We start from the raw sequence: 13,926 nt of genomic DNA on the forward strand, positions 1-13,926 counted from the left end.
CCGGCGACATCCCCTGAAACATGCGCTCGGTACGCTGTGCACATCACAGCACTCCGGGGATGACCCCGATACGTCCACGAGGAGAAATCGTGACCGCTTCCGCACGCCTGCGCCGCGTCGCCGCCCTGACCGCCGTCGCCGCCGCCACGGTCGTCACCCTGACGGCCTGCGCCTTCGCCCCGACCGGATCCGACGCCGGTTCCGCCCCCGCCACCGAGGGCGCGCTGCAGACCGTCGCCGCCGGCAAGCTCACCATCGCCACCGGCGAGCCCGCGTTCTCGCCCTGGGTCGAGAACGACGACCCCGCGTCGTGCGAGGGCTTCGAGGCCGCCGTCTCGTGCGCCGTCGCCGAGAAGCTCGGCTTCACGAACGACGACATCGTGTGGGTGCGCTCGAACTTCGACAGCGCGATCGCCCCGGGCCCGAAGGACTGGGACCTGAACGTCCAGCAGTTCTCGATCACGGACCAGCGCAAGCAGGCCGTCGACTTCTCGTCGCCGTACTACACGACCACTCAGGCGATCGTCACCACGGGCACCTCGCCCGCGGCCTCCGCCACCACGGTCGCCGAGCTGAAGAACATCCCCGTGGGCGTCATGAGCGCCACCACGAGCTACCAGGTGGCCGCCGACCAGATCGGCACCGGCAAGCTCAGCGTCTTCAACTCGAACGACGATGCCGTCGCCGCCCTGCAGTCGGGCCAGGTCGACGCGATCGTCGTCGACCTGCCGACCGCGTTCTACCTCGCCGGGGCCGTTCTCGACAACGGCAAGGTCGTGGGTCAGCTGCCCGACTCCTCGGCCGGTGGCGACGAGCTCGCCTACGTGCTGCCGAAGGGCTCGGCGCTGACCACGCCCGTCAGCGACGCGATCGACGCGCTCCAGGCCGACGGCACCCTCGACCAGCTGCAGCAGAAGTGGCTCGGCGGCACGGCCGCCGCGCCCGTGCTGAAGTAACTCCGTGGCATCCCCCTCATCCGACACCGCGTGGCGGCCGAGCGAGCTCGAACTCGCCCGGCGCGCCACGCGGCGTCAGCAGTCGACGAAGTCGGTGCTGATCGCCCTGGTCAGCTCGGTGGTGTTCGTCGTGGTCGTCGGGTGGGCGATCCTGTCGAGCCCCGGTTGGGAGGACGTGCGCCGCAGCTTCTTCGACCTCGACATCGCGATCAAGAGCTTCCCGTCGATCCTCGCGGGGCTGTGGGTCAACATCCAGGTGCTCATCGTCGCCGCGCTCGCCGTGGCGGTGCTCGGCACGACCCTCGCGGTGCTGCGCTCGCTGCGGGGGCCGGTGTTCTTCCCGCTGCGCGCGCTGGCCACGGTGTACACCGACCTGTTCCGTGGCATCCCCCTGCTGATCGTGCTGTACCTGGTGGGCTTCGGCCTGCCCGCACTGGGCGTGTTCGGGCGGGTGCCGGTGGTGCTGTGGGGAACCATCGCGATCGTGCTCACCTACTCGGCGTACATCGCCGAGGTGCTGCGCGCGGGCATGGAAGCCGTGCACCCCTCGCAGCGGGTCGCCGCCCGCTCGATGGGCCTGACTCACGGCCAGACGCTGCGGATCGTCGTGATCCCGCAGGGCGTGCGCAAGGTCGTGCCGGCGCTGATGAACGACTTCGTCTCGATGCAGAAAGACGTCGGCCTCATCTCGGTTCTCGGAGCGGTGGATGCCGTGCGCGCGGCGCAGATCTCGGCGGCCGAGTACTACAACTTCACGCCGTACATCGTCGCGGCGCTGCTGTTCGTGGCCATGGCCCTGCCGATGATCCGCCTCACCGACTACGTCTCGGCGCGGTTGGCGAAGCGCGAACAGATGGGCGGGATCGTATGAGTGTCCTCGATGTCCGCGGGGTGCGGAAGGCGTTCGGAGACCATGTCGTGCTCGACGGCATCGACCTCGATCTCGCCAAGCACGAGGTCGTCGTGCTGATCGGCGCGTCGGGTTCGGGCAAGTCGACGCTGCTTCGCACCATCAACCTCATCGAGCGGGTCGACGACGGACAGATCCTGCTCAACGGCGACGATCTGACCGACCCGACCATCGACCAGGATTCCGCCCGGTCGCGCATCGGCGTGGTGTTCCAGCACTTCAACCTCTTCCCGCACCTGCGCGTGATCGACAACGTCACGCTGGCGGCGCGGAAGGTGCACGGGATGCCGAAGGCCGAGGCCTACGCGCGCGGCACCGAACTGCTCGAGCAACTGGGGCTCGGCGCGAAGGCGCGGGAGTTCCCGGATCGCCTCTCGGGCGGCCAGCAGCAGCGCGTCGCGATCGTACGCGCGGTGATGACCGACCCCGAGCTGCTGCTGCTCGACGAGATCACCTCGGCCCTCGACCCGCAGTTGGTCGGCGAGGTGCTCGACCTGGTTCGGGTTCTTCGCGACCGCGGCTCGACCATGCTTATGGCGACGCACGAGATGTCGTTCGCGCGAGAGGTCGCCGACCGCATCGTGTTCATGAAGGGCGGGCGGATCGTCGAGCAGGGCACTCCCGCGCAGATCCTCGATGCCCCGCAGAGACCCGAGACGATCGCTTTCCTCGAGCGCGAGCGTCGGGGCGGCGCGCTCTAGCCTGAGCGGATCGGCTGTGCTGAGCCGGTCGACGGGTCAGAGGACGGCCCCGACGAGCTCGGCCGTCGACACCGGACCGTGAGCCGGTGCGAGGGTTCGCGCCTGCCCCGGCCCGGGCACGCCGCGACACCGGATGCCGGCCCGAGGGCGTGGCATCCGGTGTCGCGTTCTGTGGGTGAACGCTCCGGGGTCAGGCGACCGAGCGACGGCGGCGCAGCAGCAGACCAGCCCCGAGGAGCAGGGTCAGCAGGCCCGCGAGGCCGAGGCCGGCGGCCGTCGAGCCGTCCGTTCCCGTCACGGCGAGGGCGCCGCGTGCGGTGCCCGTTCCGGTGGCAGCGAGGGCGCTGACCGAACCGACCGAGGCGGGCGAGCCTGCCACGGTGACGGTGCCGTTGGTGCCGTCAGTGCCGTTCGTTCCCGGTGTTCCGGGCGTTCCGGGGGTGCCGGGCGTTCCGGGCGTTCCCGGGGTTCCGGGGGTGCCGGGCGTTCCGGGGGTGCCGGGCGTTCCCGGGGTTCCGGGGGTGCCGGGCGTTCCCGGGGTTCCGGGGGTGGTGGGCGTGCCGGTGGTGGAGTCGGTGGTGGTGCTGTCACCGATCACCGAGACCGCGTTGCCGCCGATGGCGACGGGGATGTTGATCGGCAGGCCGATCACGTTGCCGCCCCCGATGGCGTCGGTGCCGTCCGTCCCGGCGTCACCGGAGCCGCCTCCGGTGGTGCCGCCGGTGGTGGTGGCGCCGTCGGTGACGCTGTCGCCGATGCCCGAGACGGCGTTGCCGCCGATGGTGACGGGCAGGCCGACCGGGAGGCCGATGACATTGCCGCTGCCGATGCCGTCCGTGCCGTCGGTGACGGTCGTGCCGGTGCCGGTCGAGCCGGAGGTGCCGCCGGTGGTGGTGGCGCCGTCGGTGACGCTGTCGCCGATGCCCGAGACGGCGTTGCCGCCGACCGTGATGGGCACGCCCACCGGAAGGCCGATGACGTTACCGCCGAGGATTCCGTCGGTTCCGTCGGTCACGGTGCTGCCGGTCGAGCCGGAGCCGCCCGTGGTGCCGCCGGTGGTGTCGGCGTCGTTCGAGACGCTGTCACCGATCACCGAGAGGGCGTTGCCGCCGACGGTGATGGGCAGGCCGATCGGGGCGTCGACGACGTTGCCGCCGAGGATTCCGTCGCTGCCGTCCGTGACGGTGCCGCCGCCGGTCGAGCCGGAGGTGCTGCCGCCGGTGGTTCCGGCGTTCTCGGTGCTGCTGTCACCGACCACCGAGATCGCGTTGCCCCCGACCGTGACCGGAGCGTCGATCGAGATGACGCCCTGGTTGCCGCCGCCGATGCTGTCGCTGCCGTCGGTGCTGGTGTCCGTCGCGGAAGCCGCAGCTTCGGGCGCGGGCGCCGAGGTGTCGGCATCCGTGCTGCTGCTGTCTCCGATGACCGAGACGGCGTTGCCGCCGACCGTGACGGGGACGTCGATCGACACGAGCCCCTGGTTGCCCGAGCCCACGCCGTCACTGCCATCGGTGATGGTGACGGGAGCGGGAGCGGGGGCGGCGGGAGCGGAGGTGTCGGCACCTTCGCTGCTGCTGTCTCCGATCACCGAGACGGCGTTGCCGCCGACGGTGACCGGAAGGTTCACCGAGACACCGACCTGGTCGCCCGAGAGCAGACCGTCGACGCCTGAGGTGTCTGCGGCATTGGCGATGCCGGCTCCGAGGACGGCGAGGCCGCCTCCGACGAGCGTGCCCAGAAGGACACGCGAGTAGATCTTGCGCATGAGAGTTTCTCCTGTAGATGAATGAGGGTGCGCGAAAGCGCGGGGTCGTCTGCCGTGCAATGCACGGTGCGACCGTCCTCAGTCAGGAGAGATGTCGGTGCCGAAGACCGGGGTGCCGGGCAGACCGTCGTCGACGACGTTCCGGCGGTCGAGAAGAAGCGGAGCGGCGAAGAGCTTGCCGCCGTCGGTTGTTGCGGCGTTCGCGCCGCCCGCGCCGGAGTTTCCGGATGCCGAAGAGCCCGAGCCCGTGCTGGCGCCCAGGTCGACGTGAACGTCGGTCGGCAGGGCTTGGAGAGCGTTCTGTGCGCTCGCGAGGGTCGCGGAGGCGTCGCCGCCCGTGGCGGCCGCGAAGAGCGTCGCCACCGGGCCCGAGGGGGCCGTGCGGGGCGACGACGAAACCGGGGAGGGACCCGTCGAGGGGGCACCGGGCACTGTCACAGCAGAGTCTGCCGCAGCCTCGACCGGCAGGGGCTCGAGGGGTAGCGCGTCGACGATCGGGGTGGTGGCCTCGCCGCCGGGATCCGTCGAGATGCCCGGAATCGCGGGGACCACGGGAGAGATCGGGGGGAGGGTGCCGACGATCACGGGGAGCGCCGCGTCGACCGCGTCGGTGACACCCGAGATGAGATCGTCGAGACCGACCGCGTGGACGACATCACCGACGACGGGGACCGACTGGACGGTCTCGACCACGGGGGTGACGACCCCGCCCACGACGCCCGAGCCTGCGATGTCGGTGACCGCGTCTCCCGCGGTGCCGACAGCGCCGTCGACGGTGGTGTTCGCGGTGTCGACGACCTCGGAGACGGTGTCCGTGGTGGTCGCGACCACCTCGGCGACGGGGGCGGGTGCGACGTCGGTGACGACTTCGGTCACGGGAGCGACGGTCTCGGTGACGTGCTCGACCGTGGGTGAGACGACGGTACCGACGACATCGTCGACGGTGTCGGTGACCTGGTTGACCGTCGAGCCGATCGTGCCGAGCAGTCCGCCCGAGCCGTCATCCGCCGAAGCCGGGGAGGCCGAAAGAGCGACCGAGAGAGCTGCGGCTCCGAGGGCGGTGGACACGCCGACGAGGAGCAACCGCAGCAGGTGCGGTGCCCCCCGATCGGACGCGTTCTCCATGATTCGCCCCCCAAAGGTGAATCTCCGAAACTCTTGGTCGGCGACGCTACGCCGCGATTCACCCGTGGGGAAGGGGGCGGGTGAAATCTAGGTAGTTCCCTGGGAACGGGCTGGTGACGGGCGACACGCCGGGCGGTGAAGAAAAATTTGACAGCGAGGGCCTTTGGTCGATACGCCATCGGCGAGTTATCCCCCGAGTTGTACACATGTGAATGCTTCTCGAGGGAACCTTCAACGTTCACTTCACACGGGATTTCCCCAGGAAACCTGTGGATAGATAAAACCCAGATCAGAAGCCTGTAACTGCTCACAATTCGGACCCATCCACCGAGTTCTCCACAGCACTTGTGCACAGATCTCGCGGCGTTTCCCGCAGGCTCTCCACAGAGTTATCCACAGGCTCGTTTGCGTGTGGAGAGCGTGGTATCTACCGTGGGTGCAGCCCCTCGGGCAGCTGAATCACGTTGCCGCGCGCGTCGATGTCGGACGTCGGTGATTCCATGCTGCCGAGGCCGCCCCGAGCCACGTTTCCGCGAACGCTTCGCGCGCGCGCGAGGCCCGGTCAGGGGTGCCCGAACTGAAGGAGAGCCCGTGTCGATCGCCGACATCGCCGAAGAACGTCTCGGAAAAGCGCCGCGCCCCGAGCGCACGCCCCCGCACGACACGCTCGCCGAGCAGAGCGCGCTCGGCGGCATGCTGCTGTCGAAAGACGCCGTGGCCGATGTGATCGAGTCGTTGCGAGGCCCCGACTTCTACGTGCCGAAGCACGAGCTGATCTTCGAGGCCATCCTCACCCTGTACTCGCACGGCGAGCCCACTGACGTCGTCGCCGTCACGGACGAGCTGATCAAGACGGGCGAGCTCCAGCGCGCCGGGGGAGCGGACTACCTGCACACGCTCACCTCGATCGTGCCGACCGCCGCCAACGCCGGCTACTACGCCTCGATCGTCGCCGAGCGCGCGATGCTGCGCCGCCTGGTCGAGGCCGGCACGCGCATCGTGCAGATGGGCTACGCCGGCGAGGGCGACCCGGTCGAGCTCGTCAACAGCGCCCAGGCCGAGATCTACAACGTCTCGGGCGATGACAGCGCCGAGGACTACATCCCCCTGACGACGGCGGTGGATGCCGCGGTCGAAGAGATCGAGGCCGCTCGAGGCCGCGACGGGTCGATGACGGGCATTCCCACGGGCTTCGCCGGCCTCGACCAGCTCACCAACGGTCTTCACCCCGGCCAGATGATCGTGCTCGCCGCACGCCCCGCCATGGGTAAGTCGACCCTCGCGCTCGACTTCGCCCGCGCCGCCGCGATCAAGTCGAACGCCCCGTGCATCTTCTTCTCGCTCGAAATGGGTCGCAGTGAGATCGCCATGCGTCTGCTCAGCGCCGAGGGCCAGATTCCCCTGCAGAGCATGCGCAAGGGAACCCTCGACTCGCGCGACTGGACCACGGTGGCCTCCACCCGCGGTCGCATCAACGACGCACCCCTCTACATCGACGACAGCCCCAACATGACGCTGGTCGAGATCCGCGCGAAGTGCCGTCGCCTCAAGCAGCGCGAGGGGCTGAAGATGGTGGTCATCGACTACCTGCAGTTGCTCACGAGCGGTAAGCGCGTCGAGTCGCGTCAGCAGGAGGTCAGTGAGTTCTCGCGTGCGCTGAAGCTGATGGCGAAGGAGCTTCAGGTTCCGGTCATCGCCCTGTCGCAGCTGAACCGTGGTGCCGAGCAGCGCGCCGACAAGAAGCCGGCCCTGTCGGACCTTCGTGAGTCGGGCTCGATCGAGCAGGATGCCGACATGGTGGTGCTGCTGCACCGCGAGGCCGCCTACGAGAAGGACTCACCTCGTGCGGGTGAGGCCGATTTGATCGTGGCGAAGCACCGTAACGGTCCGACGGACACGATCACGGTGGCGTTCCAGGGGCATTACTCGCGATTCACGGATATGGCGCCGGGGATGTAGGTTCCCGGTCGACCCGGCGAAGTCCACGGCTCTGTGACGCACATACGGTGGTTCCACCGCTCGCCGGGGAAGACCCCGAGGGACTCAAAATCCTTTCGATCATTTGACCGCGTGAGAACTGCATCGCGCTGCGCTTGATCGACCCTGGCGCGTCGTGAGGAAAGGCGTGGATCTCGCGGCTCTCAGGCGAGGTGGTCAGGCGACATTCCTCTCAAGCGGTTTCTCCCACAAAGATTTCGGCCCTTGCTAGGATCGTGCTTTTGGTTCGAAGATGAACGGGCGGAGGTCGTATGTCGGAAAGCGAGCCGAGCGACCGATCCCTCATCGCTCGAATTCGGCAGGGGGACGACGAGGCTGTCGCTCTCCTGTGGCGTCGGCACCGCCTGCCCGTCACGAAGCTCGCTGCGGTGGTGTCATCCCACTCCATGGCGGATGATCTCTCGTCGGAGGCATTCGAGCGGACCATCACCGCCTTGCGTCGAGGATCGGGCCCGGACGAACTCGTCCGCCCTTACCTGTACACCGTCGTGCGTCATCTCGCATCGCGAGAGCACCGCTACAGGCAGCATTTCGTCGACGACGTAGAGCTCGATTCCGTCGTCGGAGATATAACCGACGGCGACCCGGCTGCCATGATGGCGTCTCGCTTCAGTGCGTCCACGCTCGGGCGGGCCTTCCGAACCCTGCCGGAGCGCTGGCAAGCCGTGCTCTGGTACGTGGATGTCGAAGGTATTCCCCCGCGCCGGGCTGCTTCCGCCATCGGGTTGAAGCCGGGGGCGACGTCCTCTTTGCTCTACCGCGCTCGACGATCATTGCGGGCGGCCTGGATGCAGGCTCACCTCGAACTCGAACGGTCCCCGGAGGAGTGCCGCAGGGCCCTCGCCGTGTTCGGTGCCGTCCAGGAAGGCACCGCGTCCGCTCGAGATCGACAGGCGTTCGAGAACCACGTGACGACCTGTCGCCGTTGTTCGGCCCTCGTTGACGAGGCGCGCGCCGTCGTGGGGCTTCTGCCGTCCTTGCTGCTGCTCGTCGGAGGAGCCGCGGCCGTGGCAGCAGCGGGCACGAGCTTCGATCGTGCCGTCGTGGCGCAGAGATCCTCAAGTGGGCGCGCAGTCAGCTCTCGACGATCGTTGGCCATCGCCGCGTCGATCGTCGTCCTCGTCGGGGGTGCATCGGGGGCGGGCGCGGCGCTGACGGGGGCCTTCGATTCTTCGGAAGTGTCTGTCGCGGCGAACGAATCGGTGGCTTCGGGACCGCTCCTCAGCGAGGAGCTACCCCACGCCCTCGACACGCCCCTTCCCGAGGAGCCGGTCGCTCCGAAGGCGGATGCCGATGGACCGGTCGTGGTCGAGCTGGATCCACCCGTCCCAGCCCCCTCACGGACGACGCTGACGCTCCCGAATGTCGGCGTCACGCCCGTGGCCGGCTCAGACGTGCCGTCCGGGTCGGAACCGGCGCCGGGACGACACTCCGCCCTTCCTGAATCGACCCCCGAACCGACCACTTCCTCTGCGCCACAGGCCCCGACGGTGGACGATGCGTGGGAGCCCGCGGCGACCGAGGCGCCTGCCATCGAGGGACGAGGAACGCCGGGAACCCGCGTACGCGTTTGGCCCCAGGGGCGACCGGATGCAGCAGCCGAGACCGAGGTACCGGCGTCGGGCCAGTGGTCGATCAAGATCGATGATCTACGACCGACTGATGCGGGGGTAGCCGCGGTGACGATCGACTCCCAAGGGAGGACGTCGACGGTCGTGTCATCCGCGCCCTTCGCGTTCGTCCCGCTCATTGAAGCGCCGGCCGCGGGCACGGTGGTCGGGACGGATCCCGTGGCGTTGATCGTCCGTGGGTGGAAAGCAAGTCCACTCGTCATCCGTCTCGACGGTCGAGAACTCGCTGCCGGTTTGGAAATCCCTGCATCCGGTGTCCTGGAGCGGCGGATCGGCCGGTCGACAATGTCGGGCCTAGTCGGTCTGGCCCCGGGGGTTCACGAGCTGGAGGTCGCCTACCAACGGCTCGACGAGAGCGCCGCAGAAGCGACGCGCGTGACATTCCTCGTCATGCCTTCTGCGGAGTAGCTGCGTTCGGCAGCCGGCATTCCTTCGGCGCTGACAAGCATTCCGCCGAGGCCGCGGACCAAAGCAGAACTCCCGAAATCTTTTTGGGAGATCGCGTGATGAAACGCGCTGACTCGACTCTTTCAAGCGAGTCCCGCACCGCTTTCGTCGATGCGGGATGCGAGATCAGTTCTGCATTGGAGTCACCGTGACCTTGTTCCCGTCGAAAGTCAGACCGCCCGCATGGGTGCGCACGTCGTTGGCCGCTATGGCCGCTATCGCCGTACTTGTCGCCTCCTTCAGCCTCTCGCCCTCGGCGTCGGTGGCCGCGACCGCCCGGGCCACAACGGCATCGATCGACTCTCTCGACTTCACCAGCGCCACGGTGAAGAACGGCTCGTCCGCCGAGATCCGCGGCACCTGGTCGCTACCCGACAACCCCGCTACCCCCGCAGGATTCACACTCACCCTGCCCCCGGAGCTCACGGGCCGCTCGGACGCGTTCCCGCTGGTCGATCCCGCGGGGGCGGTCATGGGCCGCTGTCTCGTGGATCAGGCCACCCTGGACTGCAGTTTCGACGCGGACTATCTGAGTGCGCACCCCGAGAACCTTCACGGAACGTTCTTCTTCTGGGTGACGGTGCAGAACGAAGCCGCGGAGGAAGGGACCGTCGTCTACAACATCGACGGCCACACGCTCAGTATCCAGGTGGAGCCATCACCTGACCCGGGTCCCGGGACCGGTACCGAGGTGTGCACCCAGGGGTGTACCTTCACGGGCCGCGACAACGGCAAGTGGGGCCAGTACGACGCCGTCACCGGCACGATCGTCTGGGTCGTTCAGGTGGGGTCGGGTCGGAGCGGATTCTCCGGTGGCGAAACCGTCAAGGTGTCTGATGTCCTCGCAGAGAATCAGGAACTCCTCGGCGAGATGAACGGGGTGCAGTACGCCGAACTGTGGTCGTCGTCTCGCCTGGTCACGGGCGCCAATGGGTGGGAGTTCCCCAGCTACTGGGCGCCCGTCGACCGTTCCACCTACGCGGCGACGCCGGACTCCGTGACGTTCACGGCGGAAGCTGGGCACTACTACGACGTCCGCTTCGCCGCACGCGTCACCGACCAGGGAGTCGCTGGGAGCTACACGAACCGCGCCAACATCAGCATCGGGGCAGGAAACGATGCCTCCGTCACCGGTCAGGTCGTGCGCCAGGGCGGTGGCGGGACGGGAGGCGGCCAGGCTTCGACCCCTACCGTCTCGCCGACCCCTACCGTCTCGCCGACTCCGGCCGTCTCGCCGACTCCGACCGCCTCACCGACCCCCACCGCATCGCCGGTGGCGCCGTCGTCGGCGTCGACGCCTGAACCGGTCGGACTCTCAGCCCACACCGGAGGGTCTGCAGCAATGGAATCACGGTTGATGGGACTGCTCGTCTTCGCGGGGCTCACCGCTCTGGGGGCCGCCATAGCGCTTGCCGTGTTCCTGACCTACCGGTCTCGCGAGCCTCGTCGGAGAAGTGGAAGGTGACGGGTCGTCCACCCCGCCGCCGGCGTCAGTGGGGGATCGTCGGAATGCTCGCGGCCGCGGGAATCGGCGCCATGGTCTTCGGACTGCTCGGCGGCTGGCACAGCGGTACGTCGACCGGGGCACGGGACCTCACCGGAGTCGAGGTCGCCTTCGAGCCGGGGGTGACGCCACCCCCTCTCGCGGAATCGGAGGCCGTCGATGATGAGGGGACGCGTCTGCGCGTCCCCTCCCGAGGGCTCGATGTCGCTCTCGGTTCCTTGGATTCGGTCGACGGAGACATCACTCCGCCAGGCTTCACTTCGGCGTACGTCGTGCGCGACCGGAGCGTTGCGCTCGATCATGCCGAGACGGGTACGGTCATCTTGGCCATGCACGCTCTCGCGCGCGGGACAGCGCCGGGTAATGCGCTCTCAGACCCGACTACTCACGCGCCGACTCTCAGAGCGGGAGACATCGTCGAAGTCGCGTCGGTGACTTACGCCGTGGACGAGGTGCGTCGCATCCCGAAGCCCGATCTCGCCCACGACGAAGACCTGTGGACTCCCGGTCCCGCACGCTTGATCATGATTACCTGCCTCCCGCGCGAGGGGGGAGCATCACTCGACAATCTGGTCGTGGTCGCACACGCCGTTTCGCAGGGATGATCGCCGACCCGCGCGGGCGGGCGCGCTCCCGTGCGAGAGCGAGCGGCGGCGCAGCCCTCGCCGCACCCTCGCGCCTTTCGTCGCTCAGGAACCGTCGGAGGGTCTCACCCCGGGCGTTCGATGCCGCTCAGCAGAACCTCGATCGAGAAGTCGCGCCGTGCCGTCTCGTCGGGACCGGTCAGCAGGGCGGCGGAGCGTGCCACGCGAGGGAAGCTCTCGGGGTCGGCGTGCTCATAGGCGACGCGGACCCGCCCGCGTTCGTCGCCCGTGCCACCGCGACGGTGGCGGACGGTGCGTTCGACGGCCGTCGACGCGGCGAATTGCGCGATGAGGTCGACCGCGAGCGCGGCACGATCGGCGGGAATGCCGCCGGCTTCCATGAGCGCCAGCTCATGCTCCGCGAGGCGGAGCGCGCCGGGCAGAACAGGGATCGTGCCGAGGGCCACAGTGCCCAGGCCGGGGTAGCCCTCAAGCGGGTTCCGTACCTGGGTGGCCGACCACGTCGAGCTGTTCCGCTGAGGCGCCCGCGCCGGGAGGGGGCGGACGCGGAAACTCCGCGCGGTCTCCGGTAGAGCCTGTGCCCCACCTCTTCCTCGCCGACATCCTGTCGAGCACGCGGCGTCCGATTCGACCGAACGGCAGGCGCGGCCGAGCCACCGCTTTCGTACTGTCGTCCTGCGCCGCACGGCGCCGATCGAGGAGGACAGTATGGGCAGTGAGTCGCTAGTCGACGTCGCGGTGGTTTCGCATTGGATCGATGGGGCCGAGCGTGCGTCGACCTCGGGCCGGACGGCTCCGGTCTACAACCCCGCGACGGGCGCCGTACAGGCAGAGGTCGCCCTGGCGAACCAGGCCGAGATCGACGCCGCGATCGCGTCGGCCGAGGCGGGGTTCCGCATCTGGTCCGAGTACTCGATCGCGAAGCGACAGGCGGTGCTGTTCGCGTTCCGTGAGCTGCTGAACGCCCGCAAGCCCGAGCTCGCCCGTCTCGTGACCTCCGAGCACGGCAAGGTCGTCTCGGACGCGATGGGGGAGATCCTCCGGGGCCAAGAGGTGGTGGAGTTGGCCACCGGCTTCCCGCACTTGATCAAAGGGGCGTTCAGCGAGAACGCCTCCAGCGGTGTCGACGTCTACTCCCTCAAGCAGCCGTTGGGCGTGGTCGGGGTGATCTCCCCGTTCAACTTCCCCGTCATGGTTCCGCTGTGGTTCGTTCCGATCGCGCTGGCCGCGGGGAACGCGGTGGTGCTCAAGCCCTCCGAGAAAGACCCCTCAGCCGCGTTGTGGGTGGCGAAGCTGTGGAAAGAGGCCGGTCTCCCCGACGGCGCGTTCACCGTCCTGCAGGGGGACAAGCTCGCCGTGGACGGCCTGTTGAGCAGCCCGGTGGTCCAGTCGATCTCGTTCGTGGGGTCGACCCCGATCGCGCAGTACATCTACGAGACCGCATCCAAGAATGGAAAGCGGGTGCAGGCGCTGGGTGGTGCGAAGAACCACATGCTCCTCCTCCCGGATGCCGATCTCGACCTCGTGGCCGACTCGGCCGTCAATGCCGGGTACGGTGCGGCGGGCGAGCGGTGCATGGCCATCAGCGTGGTCCTCGCAGTCGAACCCGTCGCCGACGACCTCGTCGCCAAGATCACCGAGCGCATCGCGAAGCTCCGCATCGGCAATGGCGCGGGGATGGACGGTGTGGAACCCGATATGGGACCCCTCATCACCCACGTGCACCGCGACAAGGTGTCGAGTTATGTCGACATCGCCGAGCAGGACGGCGCCAAGATCGTCGTCGACGGCCGGAACATCGCCGTGGAGGGCCACGAAGACGGCTTCTTCTTCGGGCCCACTCTGATCGACGGGATCCCCACGACGTCGCGGGCCTACACGGAGGAGATCTTCGGACCGGTCCTCTCCGTCGTGCGCGTCTCGTCCTACGAGGAAGGCGTGGAGCTGATCAACAGCGGCGAGTTCGGCAACGGCACCGCCATCTTCACCAACGACGGCGGCGCCGCCCGCCGCTTCCAGCGCGAGGTCGAGGTCGGAATGATCGGCATCAACGTCCCGATCCCCGTGCCGGTGGCGTACCACTCGTTCGGCGGGTGGAAGAAGAGCCTGTTCGGCGACGCGAAAGCGTACGGCGTCCACGGGTTCGACTTCTTCACCCGCGAGAAGGCCGTCACCAGCCGCTGGCTCGACCCCGCCACCCACGGCGGCATCGATCTCGGGTTCCCCCAGAACACCTGAGTCCGTCATGCGCCGGCCCCGACCCGAGGCAGGGTCGCCGCCGGCG

At 68.5% G+C, this 13,926-nt stretch carries 11 protein-coding genes; 8 read left to right on the forward strand and 3 right to left on the reverse strand.

Annotation, left to right across the window (positions count from 1 at the left end; all coding sequences use genetic code 11):
* Nucleotides 1-89: 89 nt before the first annotated feature.
* Genes AB6V29_RS14465 through AB6V29_RS14475 form a run of 3 tightly spaced genes read left to right on the forward strand, consistent with a single transcriptional unit; the run spans nucleotide 90 to nucleotide 2,567 of the window.
* On the forward strand, nucleotides 90-956 hold the full coding sequence (locus AB6V29_RS14465; protein ID WP_369359476.1) for an ABC transporter substrate-binding protein: 867 nt from the start codon (nucleotides 90-92) through the stop codon (nucleotides 954-956).
* Nucleotides 957-960: 4 nt separating this feature from the next.
* Nucleotides 961-1,827 carry an amino acid ABC transporter permease gene (locus AB6V29_RS14470; RefSeq protein WP_307457007.1) on the forward strand — a complete coding sequence of 289 codons (867 nt, stop codon included), beginning with the start codon at nucleotides 961-963 and terminating at the stop codon, nucleotides 1,825-1,827.
* Nucleotides 1,824-2,567 carry an amino acid ABC transporter ATP-binding protein gene (locus AB6V29_RS14475; RefSeq protein ID WP_307314028.1) on the forward strand — a complete coding sequence of 248 codons (744 nt, stop codon included), beginning with the start codon at nucleotides 1,824-1,826 and terminating at the stop codon, nucleotides 2,565-2,567. Before AB6V29_RS14470 ends, AB6V29_RS14475 begins: the two co-directional genes overlap by 4 nt.
* A 190-nt stretch (nucleotides 2,568-2,757) precedes the next feature.
* Here the strand turns inward: AB6V29_RS14475 and AB6V29_RS14480 are convergent, their stop codons facing one another.
* Together AB6V29_RS14480 and AB6V29_RS14485 are read right to left on the reverse strand one after the other, a co-directional pair.
* A complete protein-coding gene (locus AB6V29_RS14480) occupies nucleotides 2,758-4,332 on the reverse strand; it encodes a chaplin family protein (protein WP_369359479.1) in 1,575 nt (524 codons plus the stop codon).
* Between the two features lie 78 nt (nucleotides 4,333-4,410).
* Nucleotides 4,411-5,457, reverse strand: coding sequence for a hypothetical protein (locus tag AB6V29_RS14485; protein WP_369359480.1), 1,047 nt, complete (start codon nucleotides 5,455-5,457; stop codon nucleotides 4,411-4,413).
* 591 nt (nucleotides 5,458-6,048) lie between these two features.
* On the opposite strand from AB6V29_RS14485, the gene dnaB reads away from it, so the two are divergent.
* From dnaB to AB6V29_RS14505, 4 genes are all read left to right on the forward strand, one after another.
* Entirely contained in the window at nucleotides 6,049-7,416 is a 1,368-nt protein-coding gene (gene dnaB, locus AB6V29_RS14490) for a replicative DNA helicase (protein WP_103207564.1), read from the forward strand.
* 290 nt (nucleotides 7,417-7,706) lie between these two features.
* On the forward strand, nucleotides 7,707-9,494 hold the full coding sequence (locus AB6V29_RS14495) for a sigma factor (protein ID WP_369359482.1): 1,788 nt from the start codon (nucleotides 7,707-7,709) through the stop codon (nucleotides 9,492-9,494).
* Between the two features lie 247 nt (nucleotides 9,495-9,741).
* Nucleotides 9,742-10,998 carry a hypothetical protein gene (locus AB6V29_RS14500; protein ID WP_369359484.1) on the forward strand — a complete coding sequence of 419 codons (1,257 nt, stop codon included), beginning with the start codon at nucleotides 9,742-9,744 and terminating at the stop codon, nucleotides 10,996-10,998.
* Nucleotides 10,995-11,642, forward strand: a complete 648-nt coding sequence (locus AB6V29_RS14505) for a class F sortase (RefSeq protein WP_369359486.1) — start codon at nucleotides 10,995-10,997, stop codon at nucleotides 11,640-11,642. The genes AB6V29_RS14500 and AB6V29_RS14505 overlap by 4 nt, the downstream gene beginning before the upstream one ends.
* 104 nt (nucleotides 11,643-11,746) lie before the next feature.
* Here the strand turns inward: AB6V29_RS14505 and AB6V29_RS14510 are convergent, their stop codons facing one another.
* Nucleotides 11,747-12,328, reverse strand: coding sequence for a TetR/AcrR family transcriptional regulator C-terminal domain-containing protein (locus tag AB6V29_RS14510; RefSeq protein WP_369359488.1), 582 nt, complete (start codon nucleotides 12,326-12,328; stop codon nucleotides 11,747-11,749).
* 22 nt (nucleotides 12,329-12,350) lie between these two features.
* On the opposite strand from AB6V29_RS14510, the gene AB6V29_RS14515 reads away from it, so the two are divergent.
* On the forward strand, nucleotides 12,351-13,880 hold the full coding sequence (locus tag AB6V29_RS14515; RefSeq protein WP_369359490.1) for a CoA-acylating methylmalonate-semialdehyde dehydrogenase: 1,530 nt from the start codon (nucleotides 12,351-12,353) through the stop codon (nucleotides 13,878-13,880).
* The last annotated feature ends 46 nt before the right edge of the window (nucleotides 13,881-13,926 follow it).

This window comes from Microbacterium sp. 20-116 (genome assembly GCF_041079415.1).
GTDB lineage: Bacteria > Actinomycetota > Actinomycetes > Actinomycetales > Microbacteriaceae > Microbacterium.

Bases quoted from the DNA above. Each gene is read 5' to 3' on its own strand.
- AB6V29_RS14475 (WP_307314028.1), top strand. From the start codon at position 1,824: ATGAGTGTCCTCGATGTCCGCGGGGTGCGGAAGGCGTTCGGAGACCAT.
- AB6V29_RS14480 (WP_369359479.1), bottom strand. From the start codon at position 4,332: ATGCGCAAGATCTACTCGCGTGTCCTTCTGGGCACGCTCGTCGGAGGC.
- AB6V29_RS14485 (WP_369359480.1), bottom strand. From the start codon at position 5,457: ATGGAGAACGCGTCCGATCGGGGGGCACCGCACCTGCTGCGGTTGCTC.
- AB6V29_RS14495 (WP_369359482.1), top strand. From the start codon at position 7,707: ATGTCGGAAAGCGAGCCGAGCGACCGATCCCTCATCGCTCGAATTCGG.
- AB6V29_RS14500 (WP_369359484.1), top strand. From the start codon at position 9,742: ATGGCCGCTATCGCCGTACTTGTCGCCTCCTTCAGCCTCTCGCCCTCG.
- AB6V29_RS14515 (WP_369359490.1), top strand. From the start codon at position 12,351: ATGGGCAGTGAGTCGCTAGTCGACGTCGCGGTGGTTTCGCATTGGATC.